The following is a 17,771-nucleotide window of genomic DNA, read 5'->3' as shown; positions in this document are numbered from 1 at the left end:
CTGAGTTAGGAAGGGGCTTGTGCAGGTTCAGGATCGGATTGTTGATCTACGCCTTTCATGGTCAATTTAATCTTGCCCCGATCATCAACGCCAAGCACTTTAACCTTTACAGTATCACCGACTGCAACGACGTCGCTAGGCTGCTTAACGCGTTGGGTCGATAATTCACTGATATGGACTAGCCCGTCCCGGCTACCCAAAAAGTTAACAAATGCACCAAAATCCATCAATTTAACAACTTTACCCGTGTATATCATGCCTACTTCTGGATCAGAGACAATCCCACGGATCCAATTGATAGCTGCTTGCGACGACGACGCATCGACAGCGGCAACTTTAACCGTACCATCATCATCGATATCAATCTTAGCTTTGGTAACTTCACAAATTTCGCGGATAATCTTTCCGCCTGTACCAATAATCTCACGAATTTTGTCTTTAGGTATACTGATAACCGTTATCCGTGGTGCCTTTTCACTAACAGCTGAACGTGAGACACCGAGTGTTTTATCCATTTCCGCTAAAATATGCAAACGGCCTTTCGCTGCTTGTTGCAGAGCTGTACGCATAATTTCTGTGGTAATCGAGGTGATTTTAATGTCCATTTGCAAAGCTGTCACACCTTGTGCGGTACCAGCCACCTTAAAATCCATATCCCCCAAATGATCTTCATCTCCCAAGATATCAGACAAAACAACGAATTTATCTTTTTCTTTGATTAAGCCCATGGCGATCCCCGCAACCGGCCGGGATAACGGCACACCAGCATCCATTAAAGCCAAGGAGGCACCACAAACAGTCGCCATCGAAGAGGACCCATTTGACTCGGTAATTTCAGAAACGACCCTTATGGTATAAGGAAATGAATCTTTTGATGGCAAAATGGGATGAAGCGCGCGCCAAGCCAATTTACCATGGCCTATCTCGCGTCTACCGGGCGAGCCTAACCTGCCAACTTCATTCACAGAATAGGGCGGAAAATTATAATGTAACATAAAGTTTTCCCTATATTCCCCTTGCAAGGCATCAATGATTTGTTCGTCCTCCCCTGTCCCCAATGTCGCGACAACTAACGCCTGTGTCTCCCCGCGGGTGAACAGAGCCGAGCCGTGCCCCCTTGAGAGAAAATTGGTTTCGCTTTGGATCGGTCGGATGGTCACCGTATCCCTGCCATCAATCCGCCGCCCTGTCTCTAAAACGCTTTGGCGGACAATTTTATATTCAAGCTCTTTAAAACCATTCAAAGCCGCTTGTTGTTTTTTGCTATCTTCTTGGAAATTGACTTCAATTTCTTTTTTCAAATTGTCTAAGGAGCCATATCGCTGCTGCTTATTAGCAATTTTATAACTGTCGCGTATTCTTTGCTGGTATTTTTTCTGCAGTTCCTGCTCCAGCGCAGCATGTTCACTGGAGGCTGTGGGTAATTCCCAAGGTTCTTTTGCACATTCTTCAGCCAGGCTGATAATGGCATCAATAACCGCTTGGAACTGCTGATGACCAAACACCACCGCTTCCAACATCACATCTTCGGGCAGTTCTTTGGCTTCCGATTCCACCATCAAAACACCTTCTTGGGTGCCAGCAACAACCAAATCCAATGTGCTTTTTGACATTTCAGACAAAGCAGGATTTAAGGTTAATTGTCCATCAAAGCATCCCACCCTAGCAGCCGCAATCGGCCCGAAGAAAGGAATCCCTGAAATAGTCAAAGCAGCCGAAGCCCCAATGATTGAAACGATATCAGGATCATTTTCCAAATCATGGCTCAGCACCGTACAGATAACCTGAACTTCATTTAAGAATTTTTCTGGAAAAAGCGGGCGGATTGGCCGGTCAATCAATCTTGAAACCAAAACCTCGCGTTCGCTTGGACGGCCTTCTCTTTTAAAAAAACCACCTGGGATACGGCCGACGGCAAAAGTTTTTTCTTGATAATGTACCGTTAAAGGGAAGAAATCTTGGTCCGGTTTTGCTTGCCTATTCGCAGCAACCGTACACAAGACAACTGTATCTCCATAGGTTGCCAATACGGCCCCCTCCGCTTGCCTTGCAATACGGCCTGTTTCTAGGGTAAGCTTTCTTCCCCCCCAATTGAGTTCTTTACGAAAAATATTAAACATTTCAAATAATAGCCTTTCTGTTATTCCATGCCAACAAGATCCGGATAATCCTGTTGCTTTATTCTAGCGACGCAACCCAAGACGCTTCACCACATCTTGATATTTTTCAAAATTCTTTGACTTCAGATAATCTAATAAACGCCTGCGTTGGCCGACCATAATCAGAAGACCACGTCTTGAACTAAAATCTTTTTGATGTAATTTTAAATGTTCCGTTAAACTCAGAATTCGATCTGTCAGTAAAGCCACTTGGACTTCTGGTGAACCTGTATCTTGCTCGGTCCTTGCATATGCGGTCATTATTTCTTGTTTGCGTTCTACAGTAAGCGACATCGATTAGTCCTTTCTTAAAAATTGATATTTAACACTCTTTTAGGTTTTAAATAGCCGTCCACCATGTTTGCTATCGCAACCAATTGATCGCCGACCATTGCTTTGACTGTTAGCGGAGAGCCTTTTTCTATTTCTCTAGCAAGGTTTATATACCTTTCCGGTAGTAAATAAACAGGCCTTCCACAACGTAAATGCTGGTATTCTTCAACCAAAATGCAAACCACCGGGATGTCGTCCAGACCTGTTTGCAAAGGTTTCAGAAAATCAACCCTTACCGCCGAAGATGGAATACTATGCCCGATATTTTTTAGAGTTTCCAGTGAAATCGAATGGCTTTCTTCAAATACCCCTACCCGCAGCCGATGGAGGGTTTGAACGCATCCCCCTGTCCCCAAAATTTTTGCCATATCCCTGGCTAAACTGCGAACATATGTGCCCTTCCCACACCTTAAAAAAAAAGTTGTTCCCAAAGGAGGGCAATCTTCCATGATTTCAAGGCGGAAAATTTCAACCGGACGCGGTTGCAAAGGTTGGGATAATTGTTGATCCCGCGCCAATTGATAAGACCTTTTCCCGCCTATCTTAATGGCGCTGTAAATAGGGGGAGATTGTAAAACCTTGCCAATAAATTGGGGAAGGATATCCGTTATCTGCTGAACCGTTGGATACAGGGGATATCGTTCCATCACCTGGCCAGTAACATCATCCGTATCTGTATTTTCTCCCCACTTAACCGTGAAGCGATATTCCTTATCCGCCGCTACAATATAAGACATGACTTTGGTAGCCTCGCCCACCGCTACCGGTAAAACGCCGGTTGCCAGTGGGTCAAGGGTGCCCGCATGCCCAAGTTTGCTTAAGGACAAGGCTTTTTTGACTTGGGTTAAAGCTTGGGCTGAAGATATGCCTGTTGGCTTATTTAAAACCAACCAGCCATGATGCAGTTGCACTGGCTTTGTTTTAATTATCTTGAAGGGTTTGGTCAGGATCATCGTTTGATGTTTGAACGTTTTTCAATAATTGGTGAATATGGCTGGCATATTCAAAAGTATGATCTGGTTGGAACCTAACCCACGGGACCACGCGCATCTTCAGGTGTTTGGCCAAATAAGACCGGAAAAAAGCGGACGCTCTCTTTAAACCGCGCATGACATCTTCCAGATTTTCACCCCCCAAAGGGAAGACATAAGCCGTGGCTTCACGCAAATCCGGGCTTACCCGCACCTCCGTAACCGTCACACTCACATCATACAAATCCGGGTCACGCAACTGCTTTTTGACAAAAACATCCATCAGCAGCTTTCTTATTTCCTGCCCTACCTGTAATTGCCGCTGACTAAATTCTGCTGCCACTGTGAAATCAACCTTTGCTTCAATATTATGATTTATCTGTCAATGTCCTGGCCACTTCTTCAATTTCATAACATTCCACTATATCCAATTTGGCGATATCTTGGTAGTTATCAAAGGCCATGCCGCATTCATATCCCTCTTTAACTTCTTTGACCTCATCTTTAAACCGGCGCAGGTTTTTTAAACTGCCGTGATAAATGACCACATTGTCGCGTAACAAGCGTACTTTAGCCCCGCGTTTGACAAGCCCTTCCGTTACCATACACCCAGCGATCTTGCCAGAGTCTGAAATGGAGAACACATCCCGGATTTCAGCATAACCCAAGAATTTTTCTTGCAAGGTTGGTGCTAACAACCCGCCCAAGATGGCTTTCACATCATCGATCACATTATAAATAATTGAATAATATCGGATATCAATGGAATCCCGGCGCGCAATCTCCCGAGCCAACGGGTTGGCACGAACATTGAACCCGATAATCACCGCACGCGAAGCCCGCGCCAGGGTCACATCAGATTCATTGATACCCCCAACACCAGCGTGCAGGATTCGCACCCCAACCTCGGCGGTATTCAATCTATTCAAGCTATTAACCAAAGCTTCAAGCGATCCTTGGACATCTGATTTTAAGATAATTGTCAACTCCCGCAAACCGCTGTCACCGATCTTTGAGAGCATTTGCTCCACATTGCCTCTTTTGCCCAAAGCGGTGGCTGCTTGTAATTCCCGGCTTTTACGTTGGCGGTGTTCGCTAATTTCACGAGCTTTATTTTCGTTTTCTACAACAACAAATTGGTTTCCAGCCATCGGTGTACCTTGTAATCCCACCACTTCAACAGGTGTTGATGGACCTGCCTCTGTTAAAGGGTGCCCGTAATGATCGAGCAAGGCGCGAACACGTCCCCATTCATTGCCAGCAACCAATATATCACCGACCCGCAATGTGCCACGTTGCACCAGGAAAGTGGCAACCGATCCGCGGCCACGCTCTAAGCGCGCCTCAACGACTGCGCCGCTGGCCAACCGGTCGGGGTTGGCTTTCAAATCCAACACTTCCGCCTGCAATAAAATTGCTTCCTCTAATTTATCCAAGTTTAATTTGGCCTTAGCGGAGACATCAACCGCCAACACATCCCCACCCAACTCTTCCACAACCAAGCCGTGGTTCAGTAATTCCTGCCTAACCCTGGCAGGATCCGCTTGCGGCTTATCGATTTTATTGATGGCTACGATGATGGGAACTTTAGCGGCTTGGGCATGGCTGATAGCCTCAATGGTTTGCTGCATGATGCCATCATCTGCAGCCACCACCAACACCACCAAATCCGTGACATTAGCACCGCGCGCGCGCATTTCCGAGAACGCGGCATGGCCAGGCGTATCAATAAAGGTAATTTTTTGACCTGATGGGCGTGTCACCTGATAAGCACCAATATGCTGGGTAATCCCCCCGGCTTCACCGGAAACAATATCGGTTGAACGCAAGGCATCCAGCAAAGAAGTTTTGCCGTGATCCACATGTCCCATCACCGTCACCACGGGGGGACGGGCTTGCAGCTGCCCGGCTGAATCTTGTGCCAAGGTTTCTGCGATGAAACTGTCTGATTCTTTCACGCGTTTCACTTTATGGCCGAATTCACTGATAACCAATTCAGACGTATCCGCATCAAGAACCTGGTTAAGGGTGGCTAGCATTCCCATTTTCATTAAGGTTTTAATGACATCCGCGCTTCGTTCCGCCATCCGATTAGAAAGTTCCTGCACCGTGATGGTTTCAGGTAAAATAACCTCACGGACAATTTTGGTTGGCTCCGTTTGATTGTCTTGGATAAATTTTTGTTTTTCTTTTTCCCGTGCCCGGCGGATAGAGGCCATACTACGCACCCGGACTTTTTCTTCTTCATCCAGCGCTTGGTCAATCGTAATTTTCCCGCTACGCCATTTTGACGGGGTGCTTTTCTTTAATTCGCTGATCGGTGCTGCTGGTACTGATTTCCCTGGTTTACGCGCAGAAGAAAAGCCATCTTCCGCTTCCCGCTCATCCCCATATCCGCTTTTGGTGGAAGACGGCAATCTACCAGAATGCTTGGCTTTTTCTTTAGGTTTCTTCGTATCATCATCCGCAACCTCAGCAACTTTGGCAGCTATCCCATAAGCCCTTCCAGGGCTTTCTTCTGCTGCAGTTAATAAGGTTTTCTTACCCTCTTCTCCGTCAGAATTTTTGGATGGAGCAACTTTTGGTTTACCCGTATCCACAGCGGCCGGATCTTGTTGAATATCTAATGCTGTATTTTTAGAAACAGCGGGCCTTAACGCATCTAGGGCCTTTTGTTCTTCTATCTGTTTTAATTCACTTTCGCGCAGGCGCTGTTGTTCGATTGCCCGCTTTTCTTCTTCTTTTCTAGCTTCTTCTATCACCTTATTACGGATAGCCCGTTCTTCCACCGTTAAATGGCTTGACCATTCGGCAGACAACATTTGCTCTGGACTTCGGGATTTCGTTTCATCTGCAGGACCAGGCGAATCAGCATTATAAACACGCTTGCGTTTTACCTCAACCGTTACGGCCTTGCTTCGGCCATGAGAAAAGCTTTGCCGGACCTGCCCAACATCGATCGTTTTCTTTAGCTCAAGCTTTCCCCCTAAAGAAAGACCCAATGTTTTTTTGGCGGCTGATGGCTCATTAATATCGGTCATGTATCTTTAAAAACCTTGTTTGGATTAACCTAAGTCTGTTTCAATTTTACGACGATTTCAGATTGTTGCCCACAACCTTTGGCATGGAACGAGCCGACATAATCATCTGATCTGCAGTCTCTGCTGAAAGGTCATAGCCTCGCAATAAACCATCTTGGGTATTAGTCAATTCATCCCTCGATAAATCTGCAAAATCCTGTAATGTTTTGACTCCCTGCTCTCCCAAAGCAACCAGCATTTCAGGGGTTAATTGGGCAATTGTGGATAATTTCTCCTCAACTCCTAAATCTCGCCAGCGTTCCACTTGCTGCTGTTTTTTAGCCTCAATGTAATTTTTTGCTCTTTCTTGCAATTGCAAGGCTACATCCCGGTCAAAACCCTCAATTTTTTCCAGTTCGTCAACCCCAACGAATGCAATTTCTTCGATTTTGGTAAACCCTTCCGTAATTAAAAGCTGGGCAATTACTTCATCAATATCTAAGGATTCAATGAAAATCTGGGAAACATTTTTAAATTCTTGCGCCCGACGCTCCGATTCTTCAGCCTCCGTCAAAATATCGATTTCCCAGCCAGTTAATTCACTGGCCAGCCTGACATTCTGGCCCTTGCGGCCAATAGCTAGGCTGAGTTGATCATCCGGGACCACAACCTCGATCCTTTTCGTTTCTTCATCCAAAACAACTTTGGTTACCTCAGCTGGCGCCAAGGCATTCACCACAAAAGTCGCCTGGTCAGATGCCCAGGGAACAATATCCACCTTCTCGCCTTGCAGCTCACTCACAATCGCCTGAACCCGACTGCCGCGAATACCGACACAAGCACCTACCGGATCGATGTTAGTATCCCTTGAATAAACCGCGAGTTTAGCCCGGCTACCAGGGTCACGCGCTACTGCCTTGATTTCGATAATTTTATTATATATTTCAGGTACTTCCTGGGTAAACAGCTTAGCCATAAACTCGGGGCTGGTACGGGATAAGATAATTTGCGATCCCTTGCTATCCGGACGTACATCTAAAATAAGCGCCCGCACCCGGTCGCCGGGGCGGAAAGTTTCGCGCGGCAACATTAAATCCCGGCGCATCACGGCCTCAGCTTTGCCCAATTCAACAGTGACATTGCCGAATTCAACCCGCCTGACCACGCCGTTGATAATTTCGCCTTTGCGGTCTTTATATTCTTCATATTCATGTTGACGTTCCACTTCGCGCACCTTTTGCACGATCACCTGTTTGGCGGTTTGGGCGGCAATACGACCTAAATCAATGGGTGGCAACTCCTCCATGACAAAATCACCCACTTTAATATCCGGCTGATGACTTTTGGCTTCCTTGAAGGAAATTTGTGTTACTTCATTTTCAACATGATCAGCCACCAGCAAATAACGGAATAATTTGACCTCACCCGTACGGCGGTCGATTTTTGTGCGGATATCATGGTCATGCCCATATTTAGCCTTGCCGGCCTTTTGGATTGCCATTTCCATCGCCGTTAAAATATCTTCCCGGCTAATATTTTTTTCACGCGCCACCGCATCAGCTACTTGCAGCAATTCATGACGCTGAATGTTTGAAATTGTCGCCATATTTCTATATCCTACCCATTATATTAGTTATTCGGTTTGGAAGGTTTTTTTGTCTTTGGATTATTTTTCAAGCCCGGCTTAGGCGGCTTGCCAAGCAATTTCTTTTCAATCTGCAAATGCGCCTGGCGGATAGATTGGTAAGGCAACTCCACCGGCTGTGCTTCATTTTCTACCTGCAATAAAATATCGTCCCCTTTAACACCTAAAATTTTTCCCTGCCATCTTTTAGGTTTCTGGCCCAGCCCTTCTGTTTCCAACCAAACGTCTTGATCCGCAAACCGCTGAAAATCCTGTTTTTTGACCAAGGGGCGGTCAATCCCAGGTGAACCCACTTCCAAGCTGTACGCATGGGAGATCGGATCACTGACATCTAAAATGGTTGAGATTAACCTAGTTAAGCTAACGCAATCCTTCATGGTTAATGGTTCCAAATTTTGATGTTCCACCATAACCTGCAGAACAGCTAAACGACCTTGCTGCCACTTGATTTGGATTAGCTCATAGCCTCTCTGGTTTAAAGAAGGCTCTAATAATTGTTGAATAGGTTCGATATTCTTCATTTCCGCCTGAAGATTAAATAAATTCCTCAGTAGCTTATCAGCTAAATATGTTAAAACACGCCCCTAACAAAAAAGGCGGGCCATAAGCCCACCCTTGAATATTAAGGATGATTGATATGTGAGCACTACCATAATTTAATCGCCTTGGCAAGAAATTATTTTTTACCGTTTTTTAATAAAATAACCGGTTAGAATTTAAGTTCTTTGGCGAAGAACCCATGAGGCAGAATAAGCATTTATGCAGAGATACCCATTAGATCAGGAGACTTCATGAATAGGATACCGAACCTATAATCCTAACAAACATGTTAATGAAAATGACCCTTACGCAAATTTATGCTGATGCTACTGCTTGATGGCGATTGGTTCGGCAAGAACAGAAGGAATAGTTGCTTTCTTGGATAAACGGGCTGTTAAGGGCGGAATAATATAAAAAATCACGGCGACTGAAGAAACCGCCCCTCGACGGATGAGCCAACCTAAAACGCCTATAACGGCTGATGATGATGTTTTTTCGGTACCTTTTTGGTAATGGTCAATGTCAAGCCTGAAATGGTAATAGCCATGCCAACGATCCCCAACCAACCCAGATTTTCCCCCAAAATAATATAGGCATAAACCGTTGCCAACGGCGGTGTGACATAAAATAATACGACCACTGAAGCCGCAGGGGCGTTATAAATCAACCAGGTAAGCAAAGTGATGGCAATGCCCGATAACACGACTGACATCCAAAATAGGGAAAAAACAAACTCTCCCGACCATTCAACCGGTCTTTCCTGCATCCAATAAACCCAAGGCCATATGACCAAGGATGCCGCAACCAACTGGATGACTTGTCCAGACCTTAAATCAATATTCCGGCAAAAACGTTTTTGGTATAAAGTCCCCAAAGTGATACCCAACAAAGCAAAAACTGCCAACGCAATCCCTTGAAAAGACACAATGGCTGCTTGTAGCCTAGGTTCAACAATAATAAAAATGCCTAAAAACCCAACCAGGAGGCCAATCCACTGTCGTTGGGTGGTTTTTTCACCCAACATGGGGCCTGCCAAAACACTGGTAACGAGGGGTTGTAGGCCTGCAATAATCGCCACTATCCCCACCGGCACTTCTTGGGCAACCGCAGACCAGGAAGCACCCAAATAAACAGCATGGGTTAAAACACCGGCAACGGCCAAATGCCAGATAGTTTTAAGCTGCCGTGGCCAGCGGGCTTTCATGACCAAGGCAAAAATTCCCATAATCACAATGGCAATTCCCATCCGTATTAAAATAAAGGTAAACGGACCTGCATAGCGCAAGCCAATTTTGGCAACGATAAACCCCGTGCTCCATAACAGAACAAATAGAATGGAAAAAATAAGTGCTGCTTTTTGATAGAAGTACCGGCAGGAGATTGACTACTGGACATCCGTATTCTTTCTAGCCAATATGGCGTATAATTAGTTTTTTTGGCAAAATTGCTCGTCTGCCTTTTTCAGTAAGGAACCCCTTATATCTCATAGTTCAAAATTATGGGGATAGGATTAAAGACAACAAATTGGCTGAAACCTTTAAAAATGAAAAAGGGGTTCATATCCGTGTCTAGTCCTAAGCGCATCCTATGGCGGGTTTCTTACGGTATCCTTATGCTGCCATTAATTTGCTGCACCGCATATATAGCATATTGGTGTATTGCTGCAAGCCTGATTGAAAAATATTGGCCAAAATTGCAGCCGCTTTTGCAAGCGAACGGATTCAAAGCGATAATGCCCCCCACTATCACGGTGAAGGGGTTTCCTTATAGTTTCACGATGGTGATACCAGATATCAATATTGCTTATTTTGATACCCCCAATCCATGGTCTTTGAAGGCCGACAGCATCAAGTTAATTGCGACCGCCTGGCGCCCGATCGATGTCAAATTAATCATCCGAAATGCCCAGCAAGAAATAACCGTGAATGGGCAACGCTCGCTGGTTTCTGCCAATGCCACTATTTTCAGCTATTTGGGATTTGACGGTAAATTAAAAAGTGCTGAAATCCATGCAACCGATATTGCCCTTAGTGCCCAAGCCGGTCAAGCAACGCCTTCCGTAACCATTAAAGAGGGACAAATTATCCTAACCCATTTTCCTAACCAGCCTGAATGGCTTGTTATTAGCCAGTTTCAAGTGATTAGCTTACCGGGGGTTTCCACCCCTTTCCTATCTGGCCCTATTCCCATTGTCATTTTATACGCTTCGGCCAAAGGCCCATGGCAGGGGAAAAATTTCTTGGAAAAATTGGTAAATTGGCAAAAATCCGCAGGAAAAATACTGATAGAAAACTTACTTGTCCTGACGCAGAAATGGAGCGTGGTGGCCAATCAAGTGGCCATTCAGTTGGATGAACAATTACAACCGCAAAGCGACGTTTATTTCCAGTTATATGGATATGATAATTTACTGCAAAGCTTTTTCCAAGTTGGTTCTTGGGATGAAGAAACGCAAAACAGGATCCAAGATACCAGCGAGCTTTTGGCAGCAGCCCAGGGCAATTTAGACAATAGTTTCATCGCCGTTAAGCTATCGATTGAAAACCAAATAATCAGCTGGGGACCCATTACTTTGTATCACTTGCAAAGGATTGATTGGTTTTATTTCCTAAGCCTCTTCCCCACAAAGATATTTTTGTAAAAACAGACCTTTCTGATCGCCCATATGGTCATAGGCCCTATCTTTAACCCTGCCTTTAAAAGACAGGGGCCATTTATGTATTCCTCAGCTGACGCGGAAATTTTGGAACTGCCAGGGGTCGTTTAGATTTAAACCCTTTTCCCGGAATAAACGGTAATGCCCCTGCAGCGGTGTCCAATCTGTCCACACCCCCACTATTTTACCCAAATATGGCCGGCATATTTCGATGATTTCCTGATAATCCAAATGTTCCGGTTCTAATAAACCCAGTTCCGGATTCTTAATCAACCACATCGCCCCTGCCATCACTGGCGCGGCAATTTGCAAAGAGGTGGCACTGAATTTACCTTTTAACATTTGGCGTGCGGTCTGATGATCTAGAATGGAGCCAAACCACAAGCCGCCATGATCCCCGAGTAGCAAGGCGCCTAATTCATCCCCACCCTCGATAATTTCCTCATTTAACAAACGCTTATTAGGTTGCAATGTCCAGCTATCGCGCATGGCTACTTCACGCATACTGAGAACCGCATCGTTGCAGGGATGATACGCATAATATACCGTAGGCCGGTACATCACTTTTTCCCCTGCTTTAAAGTTAAATATTCACTCAGGCTAATAGCTTCGCCATGGGTAATGCAATAGGCCTTCATAGGCCCACTGACCGGTGTCCATGAATTCACTTGGGTAATCAGTCCTGGTTGCCCCAAATAAATGGAAGAACGTGATCCCACCCGATGATGGAAGCCATCTTTTGGCATTTTCTTTTCATGCGTCCCCCAACCCATCTCAGCTGGTTGCATGCCTTCGCTGTAAAAGCCATCAATACTCCAAGTGTTCACAAACTCACCCGGGCGTTTAGGGCGATTGGCAATTTGGGTGTCATGCTCCGCCACCTGGATCACCTTAACCCCTAATTGCTGGGCTAAAGCAGCCCATGCTTGCTGGGTTTTTGGCTGATCCTTAAAGGCCTTTAGTTTTCTGCTGGCAATTTCAAGTAACCCAGCTTTAGCAAAATGGCTGATAAGCCCCGGATTAGCCCCATGGGTTAAAAGGGCGCTCATCGCCGGTTTACGCCATTTCTTTGCCCGCTGGATCGCCTCATAACGCAAATAATAGTTGCTGCGTTTGCTCACGGGGATTTTGGGGTTATCATAATACCCATCCCAAGGTTCAATGCAGGTATCTAAATATAATACCCGGTGTTTTTGGCACCAATCCATTAAATCGACAGAGCTGACATCCACGCTTAAGTTTAGCATAATATCGCCGCCGCCCACACGGTCATCAAGAACTTTATCCAGATTTTCCCGGTACAAAGGATTAACCAGATATTGAACGCCGCGCTGGACGTAAGGGGCGATGATATGGCTTTGGTCTTGCCCGTCAATAATGATGATGTTGCTTAAAGGCATATCAAAATTTTCTGCTATCATAGCCAAAGTACAGCGGCCAACGGACCCATATCCAATCATTATAATCCGGCCGTTAAAATTAAACTTAGATGTCATGATGAATGTCTCCCATTGTTTAGAAAGTGTCAATAATAAGTAAAAGTGGTAAATGCAAGGAAAGAATCATCCCTGGGTAAGGGCACCCCGCCTATCCGTTGATAAGAAAAACAATGAAGGAAGTTTTCTTATAAACCGTGTCCGGGATTACCCGGCCGATTGTCGAAGATGTTGATGGCGGCTTTGGTAGTCTTTTAGCTTTTGGACGACTGTTTTCATTTCCTCAGCCGTGCCGATGGTAATCCGCAAACAGTCCTGTAAGCCGTAAGCATCAAGGGGGCGGATAATAATGCCTTGCTGGTTTAAGTAGTTTTTGACGTCAAGGGCTTTTGATTTCCGAGTTGCCTTTGTTGCGGTTTGCTCCCCTCCGAAAAACGTACCAACACAAAATTACCGGCGCTTGGCAATACCTGCAAACCCATCTCCAGCATGTGCTTGCGGAACCAAGGCAAATATTGCCGGTTGTGCTGACGCGCGCGCTCACATGCGCTTCATCCTCCAAGGCGGCACAAGCTGCAGACTGGGCGGGGGCAGACAAGGTGAAAGGCCCACGGATACGATTAATAATGTCAATGACAGAGGGATGGGCATAAGCCCAGCCAACTCGTAAGGCCGCCAACGCATAAATCTTTGAAAAAGTCCGCAAGACAATGACGTTTTCGCTGTTGCTGGCTAATTGATAGCCCGCCTCATAGGTCTTATCATCCACATAATCCGCATAGGCTGCGTCCAACACCAATAACACATAGGGAGGCAATCCTTGATGCAGGCGACGGATATCGCTGGCTGCTAACATACTGCCGGTGGGGTTATTGGGATTGGCCAAGAAAACAATTTTGGTACGCGCATTCACAGCGGCCAAGATGTCATCCACTTGGGCCGTGAAATTTCTCTCAGGTATCATCACGGGTTTGGCGCCCACGCTGATGATGGTGATGGCATATTTCATAAACCATATTGGCTATAAATAACTTCATCCCCAGGGCCCGCATATCCTTGCGCAATTAATTCAATTAATTCATCGGAACCGGCGCTGCAAACAATCCTGTGCACATCCAATTGAAATTTTTTGGCAAGGGTTTCACGCAATAAGCGGGCAGATGGATCCGGATACCGATGTAACTGAGACGCAACCTTAGAAAAAGGCTTCCATTGCCTTGGGGCTGGCCCCAAGGCATTTTCGTTGATGCCAAACGGATGGGGTTGGCATAGCCTGGTAATTTTGCCTCACACCTGGAACGTAGGCAGATAAAACGTTTAAGCCTGGTCTTGCTGGAACTGTCATCGTTTATCCTCCCAATATTGTTATTATTATTGATAAAACGGGCTGTTGGTTCCCAAAGCCAATTTCAGACAATTGATACAGCATTGCCAACAACTTATCTAAGCCGACATCGAATGGCAACCCCTAATCCGCCATCAAGACAAGACATAGAAGATTGCTTGTTCATCCGGCAGGAATATCACAGATCAAAACATTTCACTGTTTTTCCATATGATGTGATGGTACATAAGATTTTCAGAATTTTGCAGGGGATTAGATCGTCCTAGAGCGCCTGATATACCCCCCTGTTGCAGTTTTTAACAAACTAGGCCATCGTGGGGATGGATTATTTTAATCCACGCTTCGACATTCATCTCTATTTTCAGGAGACTATCCAATGGTTGATACTTCCCATAAAATGAAACTGCGCACGTCCAGCACCACCCCTTACGGCCGCAAAGTGATGCTGGTTGCCCATGAATTAAAACTGGTTGATAAATTGAAATAATTGCCCCGATCCGGGATAATTGGGTGCAAGGCATCGCCCCTGAAAATCCGTTGGGCAAGGTTCCGCTTAACCCACCGCGGATGGCATGGTGCTTTATGATTCTATCGTTATTTGCGAATATTTGAATGACATGGCGCAAGGGAAATTATTCCCAACCAGCAACCCTGCGAAATATCGGGCTTTGCGCTTGCATGCTTTGGCCGATGGTTTATTGGAAGCCGCTGTTGCCCAACGCATTGAAACCCACATGCGCCCAACCAACTTACAATGGGCTGATTTTCTAACCCTGCAGCGGAATAAAGTTCAAAAGCAGCCTGAAAGCCGCCGAACATGAGGCTAAACATTTCAGTAAAGAACCAACGATTGGTGAATTTTCCTTGGCCGCCGCTTTGGGGTATATCGATTTCCGTTTCCCAACCGACAATTGGCACAAGGATTATGCAAAACTCAATGCCTGGTATCAGGAATTTAGCAAACGCCCATCGATGCTGGCCACCTATCCCCAAGGATTAAATTTCGACACGATCCTATTCTATATTATTTGGATACGATCGCTATTCCTTCGCTTTCTTTCTTCCTTTCCTAACCCGGGGAATTATAGGCGCGGTTGCCTTCCATATCGTTCATACTCGACCGGCGCATTGAAAATGCCTGGTATAAGAGATAGGATCTAAATTATCCCCCATAAATCCTACTTTTTGCCTTTTTAAGGAGGGGGTTGGTTTTGGAAAACAGGATTAAAAATACTTCGGGGCCAAATCTTTGGGATGATTGGCGCATAGGGGATAATTGGACCGTTGACCGGCTGGGCAGTATTACCAAAGGCTCTTGTAAAAGCAAGTTCATTATGGCTTGTGACGCCCATTTAAGCACTAGCGACGGCCGAAATGCCGAGATAGTTTGTGTGTTTATTGATTTCATTCGGGTGATTATGAAACGGATGTACTGCAATCAACAGAAAATCCCAACATCCTATCAACCGGATCCAATCAACCAATTGGCTTGGCCGCCGTCAGCGCTGATAACCGCCAAGCGGTTTTAATTGATGAAAATCTGGATTTTTTGGCAATTCCGAAAAGTGAGCTTCCAAAAATTCTCACTGCCCTCCACCAACAAGCGGTGCCACAGCCCTCTTAAGCAAAGATTGCTAATTGTTTTGAGATTTTAAATAAGGGGCTGACCTACTAAATGTTCCCAATATCTAGTTAGCCCTTGTTCCTATCACTGCTACCCATTAACGGCTTGCCATCGATATATATTATCCACTTCGGTTGGGAAAGCGCTTATGCAGGTCGCCTTTAAAAGCCCCTCTTTGGGTAAAGTGGTTGTTAGTTTTTTAAACGGCGCAGGTTCTTTTCTGTCATGTGCGGCGCAGTACCTTTATCTAAGTGATTTTTGGAAACGGGCTGGATCAGCTTTTCCTAGGTGAAATATCTGGTTTCCCATCGCCACACAAAACTCACGGGCTTTACGGGCAACTTTCTCTCAGGAGTTTCACTTTAAGCAGCACTCAAGGAAGGCCCAGCCGTTACGAAAGATATGGTGGCTAAATTTTTCTTGATTTTCCCCTGTATCAATTTTTTAAATTCAATTACTGACTTACCTTATCCATCAGGCAAAACGACAAGATGTTGATCTAACTATTATATATATTAATATTGGCATCAAGCAAATTTTCGCCCATTTCAAAAAATTGCCCCTGATCTTGGTTAGAATGCAATACCGCAAGATTTCACAAAAACAATGATTTGTAGGGTTCTTTATCATCCACTAAATAAAGGGAACAAACAGATGCAAAACCACCCAAAAAGATCCTATCCAAAGTGCGGGTGTTGGGCTGAAAACATCCAACGATGTTGCCTTCCAAACCACCCCTCACCTCGATGGCAAAAATTTTACCAAGAAGGGGTTTTAGAAAATTCCAAATAAAATTTCCCAGGATGTTTACGTAGCGTGCACCCATTTTCGGCATAACTCGGAAATATCAAGGTATTGCGCCTATTCCTAATTGTGGCTTTGCGGTCAGTGAGGTTGGGAGATTACCCGCGGGTTTGGTTGCAACCATCATCCCCCTCAAATCGCCAAATATTTGCGGTGGTCGGGGCCTGCGAAGGTTGGTGAAAGCGGTTGGAAATTTGGCAACAACCCTGAAAAGGGCATTTGTCGCTGATTATGAAAAATATCAACCATCCGGTGCTATTGATATTTTCATTGGCGTGAAATGTTCAGCTTAACTGTTTTGTTTTGATCGCCATCATATACGATATTTTTTATCCGATCGGGATAAAAGAAAAGGAAACAATCTATGCGCCAAGCCCTGCATGTTAAAGATTATGTGCAACGGTTGAACCGGGTCACCGGCTATATCTTCGACCATCTGGATGAGCCGCTTGATCTACTGAAATTAAGTGGATATTGCTTGCATGTCCCCTTATCATTGGCACCGGTTATATCAGCGCCTTATCGGGGAAACAATTGCAGACACTGTCAAACGCCTCGCTCGCAGCGCGCCGCCGCTTATTTGGCGCATACCGATTTGTCTATTGCGGCTATCGCCACAAAAAGCGGTTACCCTAATTTACAATCCTTTAATCGTTTATTTAAAGAGGCGTACAGGCGTTCCCCAGCCCAGTCACCGCAAAAACGGCCTTCATCAACAATTTCCTGTTTCCGGAAAATGCCCAAGCACGGGATGATTACAAGGTGACCATCCGGCAGGTAACGTTTTATCCGTTATCGCCATTGATCATCATGGCTCGTACATGCAGGTCGGGAAAGTTTTCATCAATTGTATGTTTGTTGGGTGCAAACAACTGGATTGTTCCAGGACAACGTTCAATCGGTGTTTATTTTGATGACCCGGTACCGTACACCCGAGCAAGATTTACATTCGCAGGCGGGAATTATCACCGAAACAGTCCTCCCAATCGAATCCCTTTGATCCATAGCAAGATCTGCGGGGCGATTATGCGGTGCTACCGTATCAAGGGCCTTACGCCAGCATGCGGGCTGCCTATCAATGGTTATACGGCCAATGGCTGCTCTAGTCAGTTTTGCGGCCGCAGATGTTAAAATATTTGAGGAATATATTAATATCTCTGTGAAGTGGCCGCCTCTGAATTAATCACGGATATTTATTTACCCTCACTTAATAGAAATGGAGAATGAAATGAAAACAA

13 protein-coding genes and 2 pseudogenes are annotated in these 17,771 nt (G+C 45.3%); 5 read left to right on the top strand and 10 right to left on the bottom strand.

What is annotated here, in order from left to right; all coding sequences use genetic code 11:
- Positions 1-5 precede the first annotated feature (5 nt).
- The 8 genes from pnp to IPP67_04180 form a co-directional block, all read right to left on the bottom strand.
- On the bottom strand, positions 6-2,120 hold the full coding sequence (pnp, locus tag IPP67_04215; protein MBL0338382.1) for a polyribonucleotide nucleotidyltransferase: 2,115 nt from the start codon (positions 2,118-2,120) through the stop codon (positions 6-8).
- Between the two features lie 63 nt (positions 2,121-2,183).
- A complete protein-coding gene (rpsO, locus tag IPP67_04210) occupies positions 2,184-2,453 on the bottom strand; it encodes a 30S ribosomal protein S15 (protein MBL0338381.1) in 270 nt (89 codons plus the stop codon).
- A gap of 14 nt (positions 2,454-2,467) precedes the next feature.
- A complete protein-coding gene (gene truB, locus IPP67_04205) occupies positions 2,468-3,445 on the bottom strand; it encodes a tRNA pseudouridine(55) synthase TruB (GenBank protein MBL0338380.1) in 978 nt (325 codons plus the stop codon).
- Positions 3,414-3,746 carry a 30S ribosome-binding factor RbfA gene (gene rbfA / locus IPP67_04200; GenBank protein ID MBL0338379.1) on the bottom strand — a complete coding sequence of 111 codons (333 nt, stop codon included), beginning with the start codon at positions 3,744-3,746 and terminating at the stop codon, positions 3,414-3,416. The genes truB and rbfA overlap by 32 nt, the downstream gene beginning before the upstream one ends.
- Positions 3,747-3,831: 85 nt before the next feature.
- Positions 3,832-6,504: a translation initiation factor IF-2 gene (gene infB, locus IPP67_04195; GenBank protein MBL0338378.1), complete on the bottom strand. Its 2,673-nt coding sequence runs from the start codon at positions 6,502-6,504 to the stop codon at positions 3,832-3,834.
- 46 nt (positions 6,505-6,550) lie between these two features.
- Positions 6,551-8,089: a transcription termination/antitermination protein NusA gene (gene nusA / locus IPP67_04190; GenBank protein MBL0338377.1), complete on the bottom strand. Its 1,539-nt coding sequence runs from the start codon at positions 8,087-8,089 to the stop codon at positions 6,551-6,553.
- 23 nt (positions 8,090-8,112) lie between these two features.
- Entirely contained in the window at positions 8,113-8,649 is a 537-nt protein-coding gene (locus IPP67_04185; GenBank protein MBL0338376.1) for a ribosome maturation factor RimP, read from the bottom strand.
- A gap of 488 nt (positions 8,650-9,137) precedes the next feature.
- A complete protein-coding gene (locus tag IPP67_04180; GenBank protein ID MBL0338375.1) occupies positions 9,138-9,893 on the bottom strand; it encodes a DMT family transporter in 756 nt (251 codons plus the stop codon).
- 339 nt (positions 9,894-10,232) lie between these two features.
- On the opposite strand from IPP67_04180, the gene IPP67_04175 reads away from it, so the two are divergent.
- On the top strand, positions 10,233-11,309 hold the full coding sequence (locus tag IPP67_04175; protein ID MBL0338374.1) for a DUF2125 domain-containing protein: 1,077 nt from the start codon (positions 10,233-10,235) through the stop codon (positions 11,307-11,309).
- Between the two features lie 84 nt (positions 11,310-11,393).
- Here the strand turns inward: IPP67_04175 and IPP67_04170 are convergent.
- Positions 11,394-12,820 (bottom strand): annotated as a pseudogene (locus IPP67_04170) (saccharopine dehydrogenase NADP-binding domain-containing protein).
- Between the two features lie 147 nt (positions 12,821-12,967).
- Positions 12,968-14,105: pseudogene (locus IPP67_04165) on the bottom strand (histidinol-phosphate transaminase).
- 572 nt (positions 14,106-14,677) lie between these two features.
- Here IPP67_04165 and IPP67_04160 point away from each other — a divergent pair.
- From IPP67_04160 to IPP67_04145, 4 genes are all read left to right on the top strand, one after another.
- On the top strand, positions 14,678-14,926 hold the full coding sequence (locus tag IPP67_04160; protein ID MBL0338373.1) for a hypothetical protein: 249 nt from the start codon (positions 14,678-14,680) through the stop codon (positions 14,924-14,926).
- A gap of 390 nt (positions 14,927-15,316) precedes the next feature.
- Entirely contained in the window at positions 15,317-15,634 is a 318-nt protein-coding gene (locus tag IPP67_04155; GenBank protein MBL0338372.1) for a hypothetical protein, read from the top strand.
- A 1,009-nt stretch (positions 15,635-16,643) separates the two neighbouring features.
- Complete coding sequence (locus tag IPP67_04150; protein ID MBL0338371.1) at positions 16,644-16,826, top strand: hypothetical protein; 183 nt, start codon at positions 16,644-16,646, stop codon at positions 16,824-16,826.
- A 71-nt stretch (positions 16,827-16,897) separates the two neighbouring features.
- Positions 16,898-17,299: a helix-turn-helix domain-containing protein gene (locus IPP67_04145; protein ID MBL0338370.1), complete on the top strand. Its 402-nt coding sequence runs from the start codon at positions 16,898-16,900 to the stop codon at positions 17,297-17,299.
- Positions 17,300-17,771: the final 472 nt, after the last annotated feature.

The organism is Rhodospirillaceae bacterium, assembly GCA_016722635.1.
Taxonomy (GTDB): domain Bacteria; phylum Pseudomonadota; class Alphaproteobacteria; order JAEUKQ01; family JAEUKQ01; genus JAEUKQ01.
Note: the sequence above shows the minus strand (reverse complement) of the source record. Positions and strands in the feature narration are given on the sequence as shown.

What these genes read in the sequence shown, in the direction of transcription:
- IPP67_04185 (MBL0338376.1), bottom strand. Translation starts at nt 8,649, where the DNA reads ATGAAGAATATCGAACCTATTCAACAATTATTAGAGCCTTCTTTAAAC.
- IPP67_04160 (MBL0338373.1), top strand. Translation starts at nt 14,678, where the DNA reads ATGGTGCTTTATGATTCTATCGTTATTTGCGAATATTTGAATGACATG.
- truB (MBL0338380.1), bottom strand. Translation starts at nt 3,445, where the DNA reads ATGATCCTGACCAAACCCTTCAAGATAATTAAAACAAAGCCAGTGCAA.
- rbfA (MBL0338379.1), bottom strand. Translation starts at nt 3,746, where the DNA reads ATGGATGTTTTTGTCAAAAAGCAGTTGCGTGACCCGGATTTGTATGAT.
- rpsO (MBL0338381.1), bottom strand. Translation starts at nt 2,453, where the DNA reads ATGTCGCTTACTGTAGAACGCAAACAAGAAATAATGACCGCATATGCA.
- nusA (MBL0338377.1), bottom strand. Translation starts at nt 8,089, where the DNA reads ATGGCGACAATTTCAAACATTCAGCGTCATGAATTGCTGCAAGTAGCT.
- IPP67_04145 (MBL0338370.1), top strand. Translation starts at nt 16,898, where the DNA reads ATGCGCCAAGCCCTGCATGTTAAAGATTATGTGCAACGGTTGAACCGG.
- pnp (MBL0338382.1), bottom strand. Translation starts at nt 2,120, where the DNA reads ATGTTTAATATTTTTCGTAAAGAACTCAATTGGGGGGGAAGAAAGCTT.
- infB (MBL0338378.1), bottom strand. Translation starts at nt 6,504, where the DNA reads ATGACCGATATTAATGAGCCATCAGCCGCCAAAAAAACATTGGGTCTT.
- IPP67_04180 (MBL0338375.1), bottom strand. Translation starts at nt 9,893, where the DNA reads ATGGGAATTTTTGCCTTGGTCATGAAAGCCCGCTGGCCACGGCAGCTT.